General features: G+C 69.7%; 12 protein-coding genes. 4 read left to right on the forward strand and 8 right to left on the reverse strand.

Going from position 1 to position 13,262, the window contains the following annotated elements; translation table 11 throughout:
• Window positions 1–22 precede the first annotated feature (22 nt).
• Window positions 23–706: a hypothetical protein gene (locus tag LWF15_RS15430; protein WP_232811503.1), complete on the reverse strand. Its 684-nt coding sequence runs from the start codon at window positions 704–706 to the stop codon at window positions 23–25.
• Between the two features lie 308 nt (window positions 707–1,014).
• Between LWF15_RS15430 and LWF15_RS15435 the strand changes: the two genes are divergently transcribed.
• Window positions 1,015–1,509: a peptidylprolyl isomerase gene (locus LWF15_RS15435; protein WP_232811648.1), complete on the forward strand. Its 495-nt coding sequence runs from the start codon at window positions 1,015–1,017 to the stop codon at window positions 1,507–1,509.
• A complete protein-coding gene (locus LWF15_RS37555) occupies window positions 1,506–2,399 on the forward strand; it encodes a rhomboid family intramembrane serine protease (RefSeq protein ID WP_232811504.1) in 894 nt (297 codons plus the stop codon). Before LWF15_RS15435 ends, LWF15_RS37555 begins: the two co-directional genes overlap by 4 nt.
• Here LWF15_RS37555 and LWF15_RS15445 read toward each other — a convergent pair.
• Together LWF15_RS15445 and LWF15_RS15450 are read right to left on the reverse strand one after the other, a co-directional pair.
• Window positions 2,388–2,978 (reverse strand): HAD family hydrolase, encoded by a 591-nt coding sequence (locus LWF15_RS15445; protein ID WP_232811505.1) that lies wholly within the window; start codon window positions 2,976–2,978, stop codon window positions 2,388–2,390. The two genes, LWF15_RS37555 and LWF15_RS15445, sit on opposite strands and share 12 nt — an antisense overlap.
• A gap of 177 nt (window positions 2,979–3,155) precedes the next feature.
• Entirely contained in the window at window positions 3,156–3,404 is a 249-nt protein-coding gene (locus tag LWF15_RS15450) for a cell division protein CrgA (protein ID WP_232811506.1), read from the reverse strand.
• 153 nt (window positions 3,405–3,557) lie between these two features.
• Between LWF15_RS15450 and LWF15_RS37560 the strand changes: the two genes are divergently transcribed.
• Window positions 3,558–4,403, forward strand: coding sequence for a DUF881 domain-containing protein (locus tag LWF15_RS37560; protein ID WP_232811507.1), 846 nt, complete (start codon window positions 3,558–3,560; stop codon window positions 4,401–4,403).
• The gene (locus LWF15_RS15460; RefSeq protein WP_232811508.1) at window positions 4,404–5,033 is read left to right on the forward strand and encodes an aminodeoxychorismate/anthranilate synthase component II; all 630 of its coding nucleotides are present in this window, start codon (window positions 4,404–4,406) and stop codon (window positions 5,031–5,033) included. It abuts the gene before it with no gap.
• A 71-nt stretch (window positions 5,034–5,104) separates the two neighbouring features.
• On the opposite strand, the gene pknB is transcribed toward LWF15_RS15460, so the two are convergent.
• Genes pknB through LWF15_RS15485 form a run of 5 tightly spaced genes read right to left on the reverse strand, consistent with a single transcriptional unit; the run spans window position 5,105 to window position 13,262 of the window.
• Window positions 5,105–7,111: a Stk1 family PASTA domain-containing Ser/Thr kinase gene (gene pknB / locus LWF15_RS15465; protein ID WP_269810257.1), complete on the reverse strand. Its 2,007-nt coding sequence runs from the start codon at window positions 7,109–7,111 to the stop codon at window positions 5,105–5,107.
• Between the two features lie 25 nt (window positions 7,112–7,136).
• Window positions 7,137–8,756 carry a protein kinase domain-containing protein gene (locus LWF15_RS15470; RefSeq protein ID WP_232811510.1) on the reverse strand — a complete coding sequence of 540 codons (1,620 nt, stop codon included), beginning with the start codon at window positions 8,754–8,756 and terminating at the stop codon, window positions 7,137–7,139.
• Window positions 8,753–10,207, reverse strand: coding sequence for a peptidoglycan D,D-transpeptidase FtsI family protein (locus LWF15_RS15475; RefSeq protein WP_232811511.1), 1,455 nt, complete (start codon window positions 10,205–10,207; stop codon window positions 8,753–8,755). The genes LWF15_RS15470 and LWF15_RS15475 overlap by 4 nt, the downstream gene beginning before the upstream one ends.
• A complete protein-coding gene (locus tag LWF15_RS15480) occupies window positions 10,204–11,667 on the reverse strand; it encodes an FtsW/RodA/SpoVE family cell cycle protein (RefSeq protein WP_232811512.1) in 1,464 nt (487 codons plus the stop codon). Before LWF15_RS15480 ends, LWF15_RS15475 begins: the two co-directional genes overlap by 4 nt.
• Window positions 11,667–13,262: a PP2C family protein-serine/threonine phosphatase gene (locus LWF15_RS15485; protein WP_232811513.1), complete on the reverse strand. Its 1,596-nt coding sequence runs from the start codon at window positions 13,260–13,262 to the stop codon at window positions 11,667–11,669. The genes LWF15_RS15480 and LWF15_RS15485 overlap by 1 nt, the downstream gene beginning before the upstream one ends.

Genomic DNA, 13,262 nt, shown 5'->3' on the forward strand with positions numbered 1-13,262 from the left:
CCGGGTCGTCCAGCTGCTCGGATCAGCGGTCCGTCTTGGCGTCCCGGCCGATCACGTCGGCCTCGTCCTCCTCGACCGGGACCACGGGGGTGCCGGGCGTGGCGAGCGGGGTGCCGTTGGCGGCGCCGTTGATCGTGGTGACCCCCGGGTCGGGCGTCCACGGGTCCTGGGCGGCGCTGCGCTGCTTCCAGACCACGGCAGCCGCACCGGCCGCCGCAGTGATCACGGTGAAGATCAGGAAGCGACGACGACGCTGCTGGCGACGCGCCTTCTTCTGGGCCTTCTTGTTGGCCGGCAGGTTCTGCACCGCCACGGCGGCGCGCTCCTGCGCGTGGTCGACGGCGTTGTCCCGGGCCGCGATGGCCGCGGCGGAGGCCGCGGCGATCGCCTCGGCCAGCTTGGGCAGCAGGTCGTCGACGACCTTGTCGCGGCCCTGGGCGACCACCGGGGCGGCCTTCTCCCGAGCCTGCGCGTAGCCCTTCTCCAGGGCCGGACCGGCGTGGTCGGCGGCGTTACGCACGGCCGGGACCACCTTGTCCTTCGTCACGACGGTCACCTTGTCCTTGGTCGCGTGAGCGACCGGGGTGACCCGCTCGACGACCAGGGTGCCACCGGTGCGGGCGTTGACCGCCGCGGTGTCGAGCGCGGACCGCAGCTGAGCCCGGGTCTCCTTCTGTGCCTTGGCCCTCTTGCTTCGCGCCTTCACGGCATCGTCCTCCTTCTCGTGCGGTCACTCGCCGAAGCTCTGGGTGGTGCCGCGTTGGCGTCCATCGTTCCGCGATCTGAGCAATCTGCCACCCGAGCTCTGTCGTCCGATCCACTATGTGATCTTTAGGCGCGACGGCCAAGTCGGGATGCCATCCCCGGGATCATCCCCGGGCGCCGGTGCGTTGTGCGTACGGACCGCAAAGGTCGCGAGGCACCGTCCGTGACAGACTTCCCGGGCACGCAACCGCCACTGAGAAGGGGTACACCCCGTTGACCGAGCAGCTTCCCTCGAACCTGTACGCCGACATGCTGACCAACCACGGTCTCATCCGGATCCAGTTGTTCCCGAACCACGCGCCCAAGACGGTGCGTAACTTCGTCGAGCTGGCCGAGGGCACCCAGGAGGGCGCCAACAACGGCAAGCACTTCTACGACGGCATCATCTTCCACCGGGTCATCGAGGGCTTCATGATCCAGGGTGGTGACCCGACCGGCACCGGTACCGGTGGCCCGGGTTACAACTTCGACGACGAGATCCACCCGGAACTGTCGTTCACCCAGCCCTACCTGCTGGCCATGGCCAACGCCGGGGTCCGGGGCGGCCGGGGCACCAACGGCTCGCAGTTCTTCATCACCGTGAGCACCCCGACCCACCTGCAGGGCAAGCACACGATCTTCGGCCAGGTCGCCGACCAGTCCAGCCGGGACGTGGTGGACAGCATCGCCAAGACCCCGACCGACCGTCGGGACCGTCCGGAGAAGGACGTGGTGATCGAGCGGGTCACCATCGAGCGCGGGTGAGCTCTCAGCCCTCCACGGGTGGCGCGGCGGCCGAACCGGTCTGTCCGCGCCACCCGGACCGCGTCTCCTACGTCCGGTGCCAGCGCTGCGAGCGGCCGGTCTGCCCGGAGTGCCAGCGCGCCGCGGCCGTAGGGGTGCAGTGCGTGGACTGCGTGCGTGAGCAGAACAAGGGCGTACGCACGGCCCGCACCCCGTTCGGGGCAGCAGTGACACAGGGCGGCCGGCCCGTCGTCACCCTGACGATCATCGGCCTGTGCGCCGTCGCCTGGCTCCTGCAGCAGGTGAACTCGCAGGTCACGGTCGACTTCTCGTTCTACCCGCCGTACGCGCTGTCCGAGCCCTGGCGGCTGCTCACCGCGGCGTTCCTGCACTCGCAGTCCAGCCCGCTGCACATCCTGTTCAACATGTACGCCCTGTGGGTCACCGGGCCGTACCTGGAGCAGTTGTTCGGCCGGGTCCGTTTCGTGGCGCTGTACCTGATCAGTGCACTCGGCGGCTCGATCGGCTACCTGGTGCTGGCCAGCGCCGACCTCGAGAACGGCTCGGGCTGGCTCACCCCCACCGTGGGTGCCTCCGGCGCGGTGTTCGGCCTCTTCGGCGCGTTCTTCGTGGTGCAGCGCCGGCTGAACCGCGACGCCACGCAGGTCCTGGTGCTGATCGCGATCAACTTCGCGTTCGGCTTCGTAGTGCCCAACATCGCCTGGCAGGCCCACCTGGGTGGGCTGGTGACCGGGGTCGTGGCCGCTGCGGCTCTGGCCTACGCCCCCCGGGCCAACCGCACCGCGGTGCAGGCGGTGGGTCTGGCCGGTCTGGTCCTGGTGCTGGCCGCCGCCTACGCGGTCAAGATCAGTACCGTTCCGGAAGGGCTGCTGGTCCCGCTAGGCGGGTAGCAGTCCCAGTTCGACCAGCACTTCGCGGCAGGCCTCCGGTGTCGTCCACCGGTGGGCCTGCCAGCCCCGCTCCCGGGCCGCGGTCACGTTCGGCGGCCGGTCGTCGAAGAAGACCAGTTCCGGGCCGGGGCGCCCCAGCCGCTCCTCCACCGCCCGGTAGATCCGCGGGTCCGGCTTGACCAGGCCGAGGTCGCAGGAGAACACCCGCTGGTCGAACCCGGCCGACCAGTCGCTGTCCTTCACCACCCGGGCCATCGAGGCCGGCGCGTTCGACAGCAGGGCCGTGCTCACCCCGGCGTCCTGCAGGCCGGTGATCAGCTCCAGCCGGCTGGGGGCCAGGTGCAACCAGCGCCGGGCGTCGAAGAGGTCGAAGCGGGCGATGTCCTCGTCCGACCACTCCAGGCCGAGGTCGGCCGCCACCTTGGCCCAGTACTCCCGGGGCGAGGTGCCGCGGTCGTAGTCGGCCCGGTGCGCCCAGTACGGGCCGGCGAACCGCTCACGCTCGACCCCGATCAGGTCGGACAGTTCGGGCACGCCGCCCTCGGACGTGGTGAGCACCCCACCGATGTCGAAAACCACTGCGGGCACTGTCGGTTTCACCGGCATTTCGGGATTTCGTCCGTCTCGCGGGTTGGGTGACGATTCGGCCCGTCATGCAGGGTTTTTCAGCCCTGCCGACGGGCCGGCCTGCGCTTTTCCACACCTGTGGATAAGTCTGGGGAGAACTTTCACAGGTGTAATTCCACAGGGGGAAGATCAGCGCCAGCGGGTGAGCATGCCGAACCCGACCAGGGCGATGCCGATGCCCACGACCAGGTTCCAGTCGCCCAGGCTGGGCACCGGGTAGTCGCCCTGGGTGAGGTAGTAGGCCACGATGTAGGCCAGGCCCAGCAGCAGGAACGTGACCATGATCGGCGCGAAGAACCGGCCGTTGGGCTTGGGGGCAGCAGCCTTGCCGCGGGGGGCTTCGTACCCACCCTTGTTCCGCTGCTTCGACTCGGGCATGGGAATACTCCTCCGGGGACAGGTGCTGCTCTCAAGGGCGACTGCACGCGCCACGGGGGGCCATGGGCGTGCGGCGACTTCCTCTAGCGTAGTGCCGTGGCCCCCGCATCGGACGATTCAGCTGAGGTACACAGTCACGGCCCAGTTCGCCCGGTGCCGGCCAACCCCCGTCTTCCGCTCGGAGGCACCGCCCGGCCGGTGGTCGGGCCGCCCCGCCGCACCCGGGCCGGGGCCCTCGGCGTTGGGGCCGTGCTGGTGGTGGCCGGTCTGCTGTTCAGCACCAGCGCCTACACCTCGCACGGCACCCAGCTGCGGTCGGAGCGGGCCAGCCTGGCCGACCTGCTGGTCGCCGAGAACCATCGCGTGCAGGAGCAGTCGACCCGCGTCGCGGAGCTGCGCGAGCAGGTCCGGACCGACACCGAGGCCGCGGCCCAGACCGATGCCACGATCCGGGGGCTGGAAGAGGGCTCGGCCGACGTGGAGGCGGTGGCCGGTCTGCTGCCGGTGAGCGGGCCCGGGCTGACCATCACCCTGGACGACGCGCCCCGCGACTCCTCGGTGCCCGACCAGGCCCGGCCGGACGACCTGGTGGTGCACCAGCAGGACGTGCAGGCCGTGGTCAACGCGTTGTGGGCGGGCGGGGCCGAGGCGATGATGCTGATGGACCAGCGGGTGATCTCGACCAGTGCGGTGCGGTGCGTGGGCAACACGCTGATCCTGCAGGGGCGGGTCTACTCCCCTCCCTACGTCATCCGGGCCATCGGCGACGTGGACGGCATGCGCTCGGCGGTCGACGCATCCCCCCAGATCAACATCTACCTGCAGTACGTGGCGTCGCTGCGGCTGGGCTGGGACGTGGAGAGCTCACAGGCTCTGGACTTCCCCGCCTACCAGGGGCCGCTGAGCCTCAGCCACGCCCGGGTCGCGGGGACGCCGGGTGCTTCGCCGACCTCCCCGTCCAAGTCCAAGAAGACCACCGAGAGCCCGCAGGAGTCCTGAGTGAAGTCCGTCAGAGTGCTCGTCGTCGACAACTACGACAGCTTCGTCTACACGATCGCCGGCTACCTGACCCAGCTCGGCGCCGAGTGCGTGGTGCGGCGCAACGACGAGGTGGAACTTGAGGACGCCGATGGGTACGACGGGATTCTCCTGTCACCAGGTCCCGGGGCACCTAAGGATGCGGGCATCTGCCCGGAGATGGTGCTGCACTGCGCCGAGCGCCAGCAGCCGATGCTCGGCGTCTGCCTGGGGCACCAGGCGCTCGGGGAGGCCTTCGGCGCTACCGTCACCCACGCCAGTGAGCTGATGCACGGCAAGACCAGCGACGTGCTGCACAACGACACCGGCGTCCTGCACGGCCTGCCCACGCCGTTCACAGCCACCCGCTACCACTCGCTGGCCGTCGTCGCCGACACCGTGCCGGCGGAGCTGGAGGTCACGGGCCGTACTGAGGGCGGGGTAGTGATGGCCCTGCAGCACCGCGAGCTGCCGCTCTTCGGGGTGCAGTTCCACCCCGAGTCGGTGCTCACCCAGGGTGGGCACCGGATTCTCGCGAACTGGCTGGCGGTCTGCGGCGACGAGGGGGCGGTGGAGCGCTCGGCCGGGATGGCACCGCTGGTGCGCCGCTGATCGTCCTTTGTTCCAAAGCAGGTGGGGCCCGGGCTGAGTAGCCCGGGCCCCACCTGCTTTGCCGACGTGGATCAGGGGATGTCGATGATCCCGTCGGCGTTCTCGTCGTCTTCTTCGCCCTCGTCCCCGCCGCTGTCGTCGCTGGACGTGACCGACGGAGCGGGGGTCGTGGTGGTGACCGACGGTTCAGGCTCTTCGCTCTGAGTCGGCTCTTCCGTGGGCTCCGTGGTCTCTTCGACGGCCGGGGCCTTGGCTACGTTCAGACCAACGGTCGAGCCCCGGGGCACCGACTCACCGACACCCTTCTCCGCCTCGAACACCTGGTTGGCCGGGTAGTCCGCAGTCTCGACGTTGTTGCGCTGAGCCTTCAGGCCAACTGCCTCGAGCGCCTTCTTGGCCGCTCCGTAGTTCAGGCCCTCGAGCTGGGGCACCTCGACGTTCTCCGAGGTGATGGTCAGCGACACCGAGGAGCCGGGCTTGACCTTGACGCCGTCACCCGGATCGCTGCCGACCACGATGCCCGCAGTGGTGGAACTGCTGCGGGTGGCTTCCTTGGTCTCCCCGACCTCGAGACCCTCTTCATCCAGGGCGGCCTTGGCCTCGTTCAGAGTCAGACCGTTCAGCGTGGGAACGAGGGCGCTGTTCGCGTCCTTGCCGACGGTCAGGGTGACTGTGTCGGCAGTGGTGATCCTCTCGCCCTCATCCGGGTCGACCTTCGTGACCTTGCCGACCTTGGAGCTGTCGTCGGTAATTTCGGTCTTGGTCTTGATGTTCTCTTTCGGGATCCCGGCTTCGACCAGGTTCTGCCGGGCTACCTTCACAGCCGTGTCCAGGAGGTTGTCCGGGATGGTGACCTGGGTCGAAGTATCGCCGCCCCCACCGCTCCCGCCGTCGCCGTCGTTGCCCTTAAAGACGGTCTGACTCAGGATCACCGCGAACACGACGATCACCGCCAGCACCGCCGCCGCGATCGCCAGCGGCTTGCGGTTGTTCGGCTCGACCTCGCGCGAGCGGCGGCCGTACTCTTCCGGCTGCTGACCATACGGGTCGTAGGGGTTGCCGCCGACCGTGGTGGCCTGGTCGCCGTACATCGCAGCGCCCTGCGCAGCCGCGTTCGGCACCGGCGGCATCGCCCGCGTGCCGTCGGCCGCCGGCATGAACTGCGTGGTGGCGTTGGAACCGGTCATCGCCGGCATCGGCGCGTAGATCTGCCGACCGCCGCGGGCCGCCTCGACGTCGGCGCGGAAGTCCTGAGCGGTCTGGTAGCGCTCGTCCCGGCCCTTGGCCAGGGAGTGCAGCACGATCCGGTCGACCGCCTCGGGAATCCCGCCGACCACGTGGCTGGGCGGGATCGGCTGCTCACGCACGTGCTGGTAGGCCACCGACACCGGCGAGTCGCCCATGAACGGCGGACGGCCGGTGAGCAGTTCGTAGAGCAGGCAGCCGGCCGAGTACAGGTCGCTGCGGGTGTCGACCTGCTCACCGCGCGCCTGCTCAGGGGACAGGTACTGGGCGGTGCCGATGACGGCCTGCGTCTGCGTCATCGTGGAGGAGGAGTCGGCCATCGCCCGGGCGATACCGAAGTCCATCACCTTCACGTCGCCGACCGGCGTGAGCATCACGTTGGCCGGCTTGATGTCGCGGTGCACGATGCCGATGCGGTGGCTGTACTCCAGCGCGGCGAGCACGCCGGTGGTGATCTCCAGCGCCGCGTCGACGTCGAGGTGGTGGCCCTCGCCGAGGACCTCACGCAGGGTGCGGCCCTCCACGTACTCCATGACGATGTACGGCAGGTTCACCACCCCGCCGCTGGCCTCGACCATCGACTCCTCGCCGGTGTCGTACACGGCGACGATCGAGGGGTGGTTCAGCGCGGCGGCGGACTGGGCCTCGCGCCGGAACCGGGCCTGAAAGGTGGCATCGCGGGCCAGGTCGGTGCGCAGCAGCTTGACCGCGACGGTGCGGCCCAGGCGCAGGTCGCGGCCCTCGTGGACCTCGGCCATGCCACCCCGGCCGAGCAGGCCGCCGATCTCGTAGCGGTTGCCGAGCACCCGCACGTTGTCGTTCACCGGTTCCATCCTCGCGTCGTCCAAGCCGCGTCCATCATCCTCTGATCCCGACGCTCGTGACCATGTCCGTGTTGCGCTCGACGGACACGGAGGAGGTGACGTGACCTGATCGCAACCCGGCCGCCTCCGACAGAGTCGCCGCGCTCGCCTTGCTCACGCCGTAGACGATCGCCACCAGCACCACGAGAGCGATCAGCGCGATCAATGGGATCGACAGCTTCCGCCGGCCGCCCGAGGAGGCCTCGCCGGGGAAACCGCCGGACTGCGAGGACCGCCCGTGGGTGGCCCGGTTCCGGCTGGGACCCCGGTTGGCGCTGCGCGAGGGGTAGTCGCCCCCGGCACCCAGCGACGAGAACGGGTCGTCGTCCTGACGGCCACGCCCGCCCGAGGGGCCGCCGGCGTAGGCCGACCGCTGATCCCTCTGATCGCGCTGGTCGTACCCGGAGTCCAGGTACTGCTGCTGGTCGTAGCCGCCGTTGTTCTGCGGGCGGTATCCGCTGGGCTGCTGCTGACGCGGATCGCGGCGGTAGCTGTGATCCGGGCCGGGGGCGTAGCCGGTGTCGGCCAGGGGCGCCTGACCACGGGGGTCACGCATGTCGCGGGGGTCGCGCTGACCTCGCGGATCGCGCTGGTCGTACTGCTCCTGCTCACGCGGGCCCCGGCCCCGGGACTCCCAGGCCGTCGGACGGCCCGGGCCGGGGTTGCGGTCGGGCGCCGGACCACGACGCGCGGCCGGATCGGCCTGCGGCCACGCCGGCTCGGCGTTGCCCCGCTGCGGGCTGACCGGGGCGGCCATCTCGTCGGAGTCCGGAGCGGACGTCCGCGGGCCGCCCAGACCGCGCAGCCGGGCATCTTCCATCAGCGAGGCCAGCGCGTCGGCGCCCTGCGGGCGCTTGGCCGGGTTCTTGGCCATCGCCGACATCACGATGCTGCGGATCTGCGCCGGGATGGTCTCCGGCAGCGGCGGCGGCTCGTCCTGCAGGTGGGCCGTGGCGACGGCGACCTGGTTGTCGCCCTCGAACGGCCGCCACCCGGTGAGGCACTCGTAGGCCACCACACCCAGCGCGTACACGTCGGACAGCGGCGAGGCCGTCTCCCCCCGGGCCAGCTCCGGTGCGAGGTAGTGGGCGGTGCCCATCACCTGGCCGGTGGCGGTCAGCGGCTCGTGGTCGCGGGGCCGGGCGATCCCGAAGTCGGTGACCTTGACCCGCAGCTCGGGCGTGACCATCAGGTTCGCCGGCTTGATGTCCCGGTGGATGACGCCGTGCCGGTGGGCAGCGTGCAGTGCGCGTGCAGCCTGACCCACGATCGACAGCGTCCGGTCCGAGCCCAGCGCCCCCTCGTCGGCGATCATCGCCGACAGCGGATCACCCGGCACGAGCTCCATCACCAGGTACGCCGAGCCCAGGGCCTCGCCGTAGTCGTAGACCGCGGCGATACCGCCGTGGCTCAGAGCGGCCGCGGTGCGCGCCTCGGCGCGGAACCGGGCCTGGAAGTTCGCGTCCGGCGCCAGGTCGGTGCGCAGGACCTTGACCGCGACGGGCCGGTTGAGCACCTCGTCGACCGCGGCCCAGACCTCACCCATGCCACCCACGGCCAGGCGCTCGCGCAGGACGTAACGCTCACCAAGTCGTTGACCAACATTGGTGATCATTCGATCACCGCCTCCATCATGGCCTTGGCGATCGGTGCCGCGACCGTACCGCCGTAAGCCTCGCTGCCTGCGTTTCCACCGTTCTCGACCACCACAGCGACCGCCACCTCCGGGTCATCCGCAGGCGCGAAAGAGGTGAACCAGGCATGCGGTGCGGCGCCTTCCGCATTCTGCGCGGTGCCCGTCTTGCCTGCCACCTCGATACCGCTCATCTGTGCGGCGGTACCGGTTCCTTCGCTCACGGTCGCCACCATCATCTCGGTCAGCTGTTCGGCCACGTCGGGGGTGACCGCCTCGGAAAGTTCTTCCGGGCTGCGCTCGGAGACCGTCTTGCCGTCGGCACTGAGCACCCGCTTGACCAGGTTGGGCCGCATCACGACACCGTCGTTGGCGACGCCGGCCGCGATCATGGCCACCTGGAGCGGGGTGGTGCGGACCTCGAACTGGCCGATGCCGGACTGGGCCAGCTGCGGCGCGTTCAGTTCGGTGTCGGCGAAGACGCTGTCGGCCACCTTCTGCGGGATGGTCAGTGTCTGGCCGAAGCCGAACTTGGTGGCCTGTTCCTGCATCACGTCCTGGCCAAGATCCATGGCCAGCTTGGCGAACGTAGTGTTGCACGAGATCTCGAAGGCCTCGAGAAGCGTGGGGGTGCCGTCCGCACAACCGTGGTTGCCGCTGTTGCTGATCGTGGCCGTGGTCTCCGGCAGATCGAGGGTGACCGGGCCGATGATCCCGTTCTCCGAGTTGGCCGAGTAGTCACCGTTCGACATGGCCGCCGCCGAGGTGACGATCTTGAACGTCGAGCCCGGCGGGTAGAGCTGGCCGATGTTGCGGTTGATCAGCGGTTCCAGCTCGTCGGCGTTCAGCTTCTTGTACGCGTCGAGGGCGGCCTTGGTGTCGTGCGTGGCCAGGTCGTTCGGGTTGTACGAGGGCTTGCTGACCATGGCCAGGATGTCGCCGGTCTTCGGGTTCAGGGCGATCGCCGCCCCGCGCTGGTTGCCCAGCGCGTCCCAGGCCGCCTTCTGCGCCTTGGTGTTGATCGTGGTCTCGACCGAGGCGCCCTTCGGCTGCTCACCGGTGAGCAGGTTGGTCAGGCTGCGCAGGAACAGTTCGTCCGAGGAGCCGGACAGGTACTCGTTCTCCGCGCTCTCCAGCCCGTACGGGGTGTTGACCAGGGAGTAGTAGCCGGTGATCGGCGCATACATCTGGGGGGCCGAGTACTCCCGCAGGAACTGGTACACGTCGTCGCTCGGCGTCGAGGTGGCCAGCACCTTGGTGCCGGCCAGGATCTGGCCTCGTTCGCGGCTGCGTTCCTTGATCAGAGAGCGGGTGTTACGGGGGTGCTCGTCCAGTTCCTTGGCGGAGACCACCTGGATGTAGGTGACGCTGACGAAGAGCGAGGCGAAAAGCAGGGTAATGACGGCTGCCAGCCTGCGGATCGGGCTGTTCACCGGACCACCACCGTTTCCTGATCACTTTCCGGGCCGGCCAGCCTGCGCCTGTCCTCCTGGAACTCCGGGTCGTTCTTCAGCTCTTCGGGCAGCTCGTCGAACGGCAGGTCGAACAGCGGGCCGTCGGCAGCCACCGGGGGGCGGCGGCCGGAGTCGGAAATACGCAGCAGGATCGCCACGATCGTCCAGTTGGCCAGCAGCGAGGAACCACCGGCGGCCATGAACGGCAGGGTCAGACCGGTCAGCGGGATGACCCGGGTGACGCCGCCGACCACGATGAACACCTGCAGGGCCAGCGTGAAGGCAAGACCGGTGGCCAGCAGCTTGCCGAAGCCGTCGCGGGCGGCGATGGCGGTGCGCAGGCCGCGCTCCACGATCAGCGCGTACGCCACCAGGATCGCGAACAGACCGGCCAGACCCAGCTCCTCGCCCAGCGAAGCGAAGATCATGTCGCTCTCGGCGAAGTACATGGTGTTGCCGTAGGGCCGGCCCTCGCCCAGGCCGGTGCCGATGAGGCCGCCGCTGGCCATGCCGAACAGGCCCTGGACGATCTGCACGCTGTAGTCGATCAGGTCCGGGCTGAACGGGTCGAGCCAGTAGTCGACCCGGCGCTGCACGTGCGAGAACAGCCTCCAGGCCACGAGCGCGCCGCCGACGAACAGCAGCACACCGAGCAGGGCCCAGCTGGCCCGTTCGGTGGCCACGTAGAGCAGGCCGACGAACATGCCGAAGAACAGCAGCGAGGTACCGAGGTCACGCTCGAACACCAGCACCGCGAGGGTGACACCCCAGGCGGTGAGCAACGGGCCCAGGTCCTTGGCGCGCGGCAGCTGCACCCCGAGCACCTTGCGCCCGGCCAGCGAGAGTGAGTCTCGTGCGGTGACCAGGTAGCCGGCGAAGAAGATGGTGAGCGAGATCTTGGCGATCTCGGCGGGCTGGAACGAGAACGGGCCGAGCCCGATCCAGATGCGAGCGCCGTTCAGGTTCTTACCCAGGAACGGGGTCAGCGGCAGCAGCAGCAGCACCAGACCGGCGGCCATAGCCACGTAGGTGTAGCGGCTGAGCATGCGGTGATCGCGCAGCCAGACGATGACCACGGTGGCTGCGACCACCGCCAGCGACGTCCACAGCAGCTGCCGGAACGCCTGCGAGTTGGCGAAGTCCAGACCCCGGCCCAGGTCGATGCGATGGATCATGACCAGGCCGAGGCCGTTGAGCAGCATCGCCAGCGGCAACAGGGTCGGGTCGGCGTAGGGCGCGAACCGGCGCACGGCCAGGTGCAGGACCAGGGCCAGGGCACCCAGACCGGCGCCGTAGCCGAGCATGCCCGGCGGCAACGCGTCGTTGATCGCCAGGCCCACCATCGCGTAGGCCCCGATCGCCAGGCCGATGGCCACGACGATCAGCAGGGCCTCGATGTTCCGGCCGGTGCGGGGCGAGGTGGATCTCGCGGCCGCCATCAGTTCGCCTCCGCGCAGTCGGACGCGGTTCCACCACCCGGCGCCGTTGACGTCGTGGTCGGGGCGGGCTCACTGGTGGTGGTGCCCGGACCCGTGGTCGCTGCAGCGCCGTTGTTCTTGCCCGTGGTGGCGCTGGGCGAGCCGGTCGGCTCGACGGTGGGCGTGACCGTGGGCGTGGGGTTCGCGGCCGCCACTCGGCAGTCGGCCTCGGTGCGAAGCTGGCCGACCTTGCTCTGGGCGTCCGCCTTGTCGTCGGCCGCGATGCCGTCTTCGAGGCGGCGCTGGGTGTCTTCGGACAGGTTGGTGACCTGTACCTCGGGCACCCGGGTGTCGATGCTCTTCAGGTTGATCGGGCCGACCGACTGCGGCAGGCCCTTGAAGATCGCCACCGCTCCGGCCTCGGACCCGACGAAGTACTGCCCCTGCGTCCACCGGTAGGCGCCGAAGGCCCCGGCCGCCAGAACCAGCACCAGGAACAGGCCCAGACCCAGGCGCAGACCGCGGCGGCGCTTGCCGCCACCCTCGCTCTCGCCACGGCCACCGGCCCGGCGACGGCCGGGCGGCGGCTCTTCCTGGCGGGAGGAGTCCTGGTAGCGGTCGTCGTACTGGTCGCGGTAACCGTCGCTGTAGTCGTCCTGGTACGGCTGCTGCTGGTACTGGTCCTCGTAACGGTCGGAGTACCCGTCGCCGTACAGCTGCTCGGCCGGGTGGTCACGCTGGTCGTAGTCGCGCACCACCGGGATCGGGGCAGTGGATGTCAGCTCGGCCGCTCGTTCAGCCGCGGACCCGCCGAACCCGATCCGCGGCTGGGGATGAAGAGAGGCGGCTCCCACGACCACCGGCTCGATGCTGACGGGGGAGCTGACCGAGTCGACCACGTCGGCGACGATGCACGTGACGTTGTCCGGGGCGCCGCTGCGCAGGGCCAGCTGGACCAGCTGGTCGCAGGTGCTGGCCGGGTCCTTGCCGAAGGCCAGCGTCTCTTCGATCGTCTCGAAGCTGACCACGCCGGACAGGCCGTCCGAGCACAGCAGGTACCGGTCGCCGATCCGTGCGTCGATCATGGACAGGTCGGGGTCGACGTCGTCCATCACGTCGCTCAGCACCCGCATCAGCACCGAACGCTGGGGGTGCTGCTCGGCCTCGGCCAGCGTGATCCGGCCGTCGTCGACCAGCCGCTGGACGAACGTGTGGTCGCGGGTGATCTGCTCCAGCCGCCCGTTGTGCAGCACGTAGGCCCGCGAGTCGCCGATGTGGGCCAGCGCCAGCCGGCCGTTGCCGACCCGCAGCAGCGCCGTGACCGTGGTGCCCATGCCCGACAGGGCCGGCTCCTCGGCCACCCGCTGCTCCAGCTCACGCTGGACGTGCCGCAACGACTCCAGCAGCTCGCCCTGCGCCGCGTCGGACCCGTGCTCCATGTCGTTCAGCGGGGCCATCTCCCCGATGGCCAGGGAGGACGCGATGTCACCGCCCGCGTGTCCGCCCATGCCGTCTGCGATGATCAGCAGATCGGGGCCGGCGTAGCCGGAGTCCTGGTTGTTGGACCGGACCAGGCCGACATCGGAGCGCGCCGCATACCGCAACGCGATCGCCAT

The organism is Kineosporia rhizophila (assembly GCF_021277265.1).
Classification (GTDB): domain Bacteria; phylum Actinomycetota; class Actinomycetes; order Actinomycetales; family Kineosporiaceae; genus Kineosporia; species Kineosporia rhizophila.

Excerpts from the sequence above, each read along its gene's own strand:
- LWF15_RS15485 (WP_232811513.1), bottom strand. The coding sequence starts at position 13,262 with ATGGCGATCGCGTTGCGGTATGCGGCGCGCTCCGATGTCGGCCTGGTC.
- LWF15_RS15470 (WP_232811510.1), bottom strand. The coding sequence starts at position 8,756 with ATGATCACCAATGTTGGTCAACGACTTGGTGAGCGTTACGTCCTGCGC.
- LWF15_RS15480 (WP_232811512.1), bottom strand. The coding sequence starts at position 11,667 with ATGGCGGCCGCGAGATCCACCTCGCCCCGCACCGGCCGGAACATCGAG.
- LWF15_RS15450 (WP_232811506.1), bottom strand. The coding sequence starts at position 3,404 with ATGCCCGAGTCGAAGCAGCGGAACAAGGGTGGGTACGAAGCCCCCCGC.
- LWF15_RS15435 (WP_232811648.1), top strand. The coding sequence starts at position 1,015 with ATGCTGACCAACCACGGTCTCATCCGGATCCAGTTGTTCCCGAACCAC.
- pknB (WP_269810257.1), bottom strand. The coding sequence starts at position 7,111 with ATGGAACCGGTGAACGACAACGTGCGGGTGCTCGGCAACCGCTACGAG.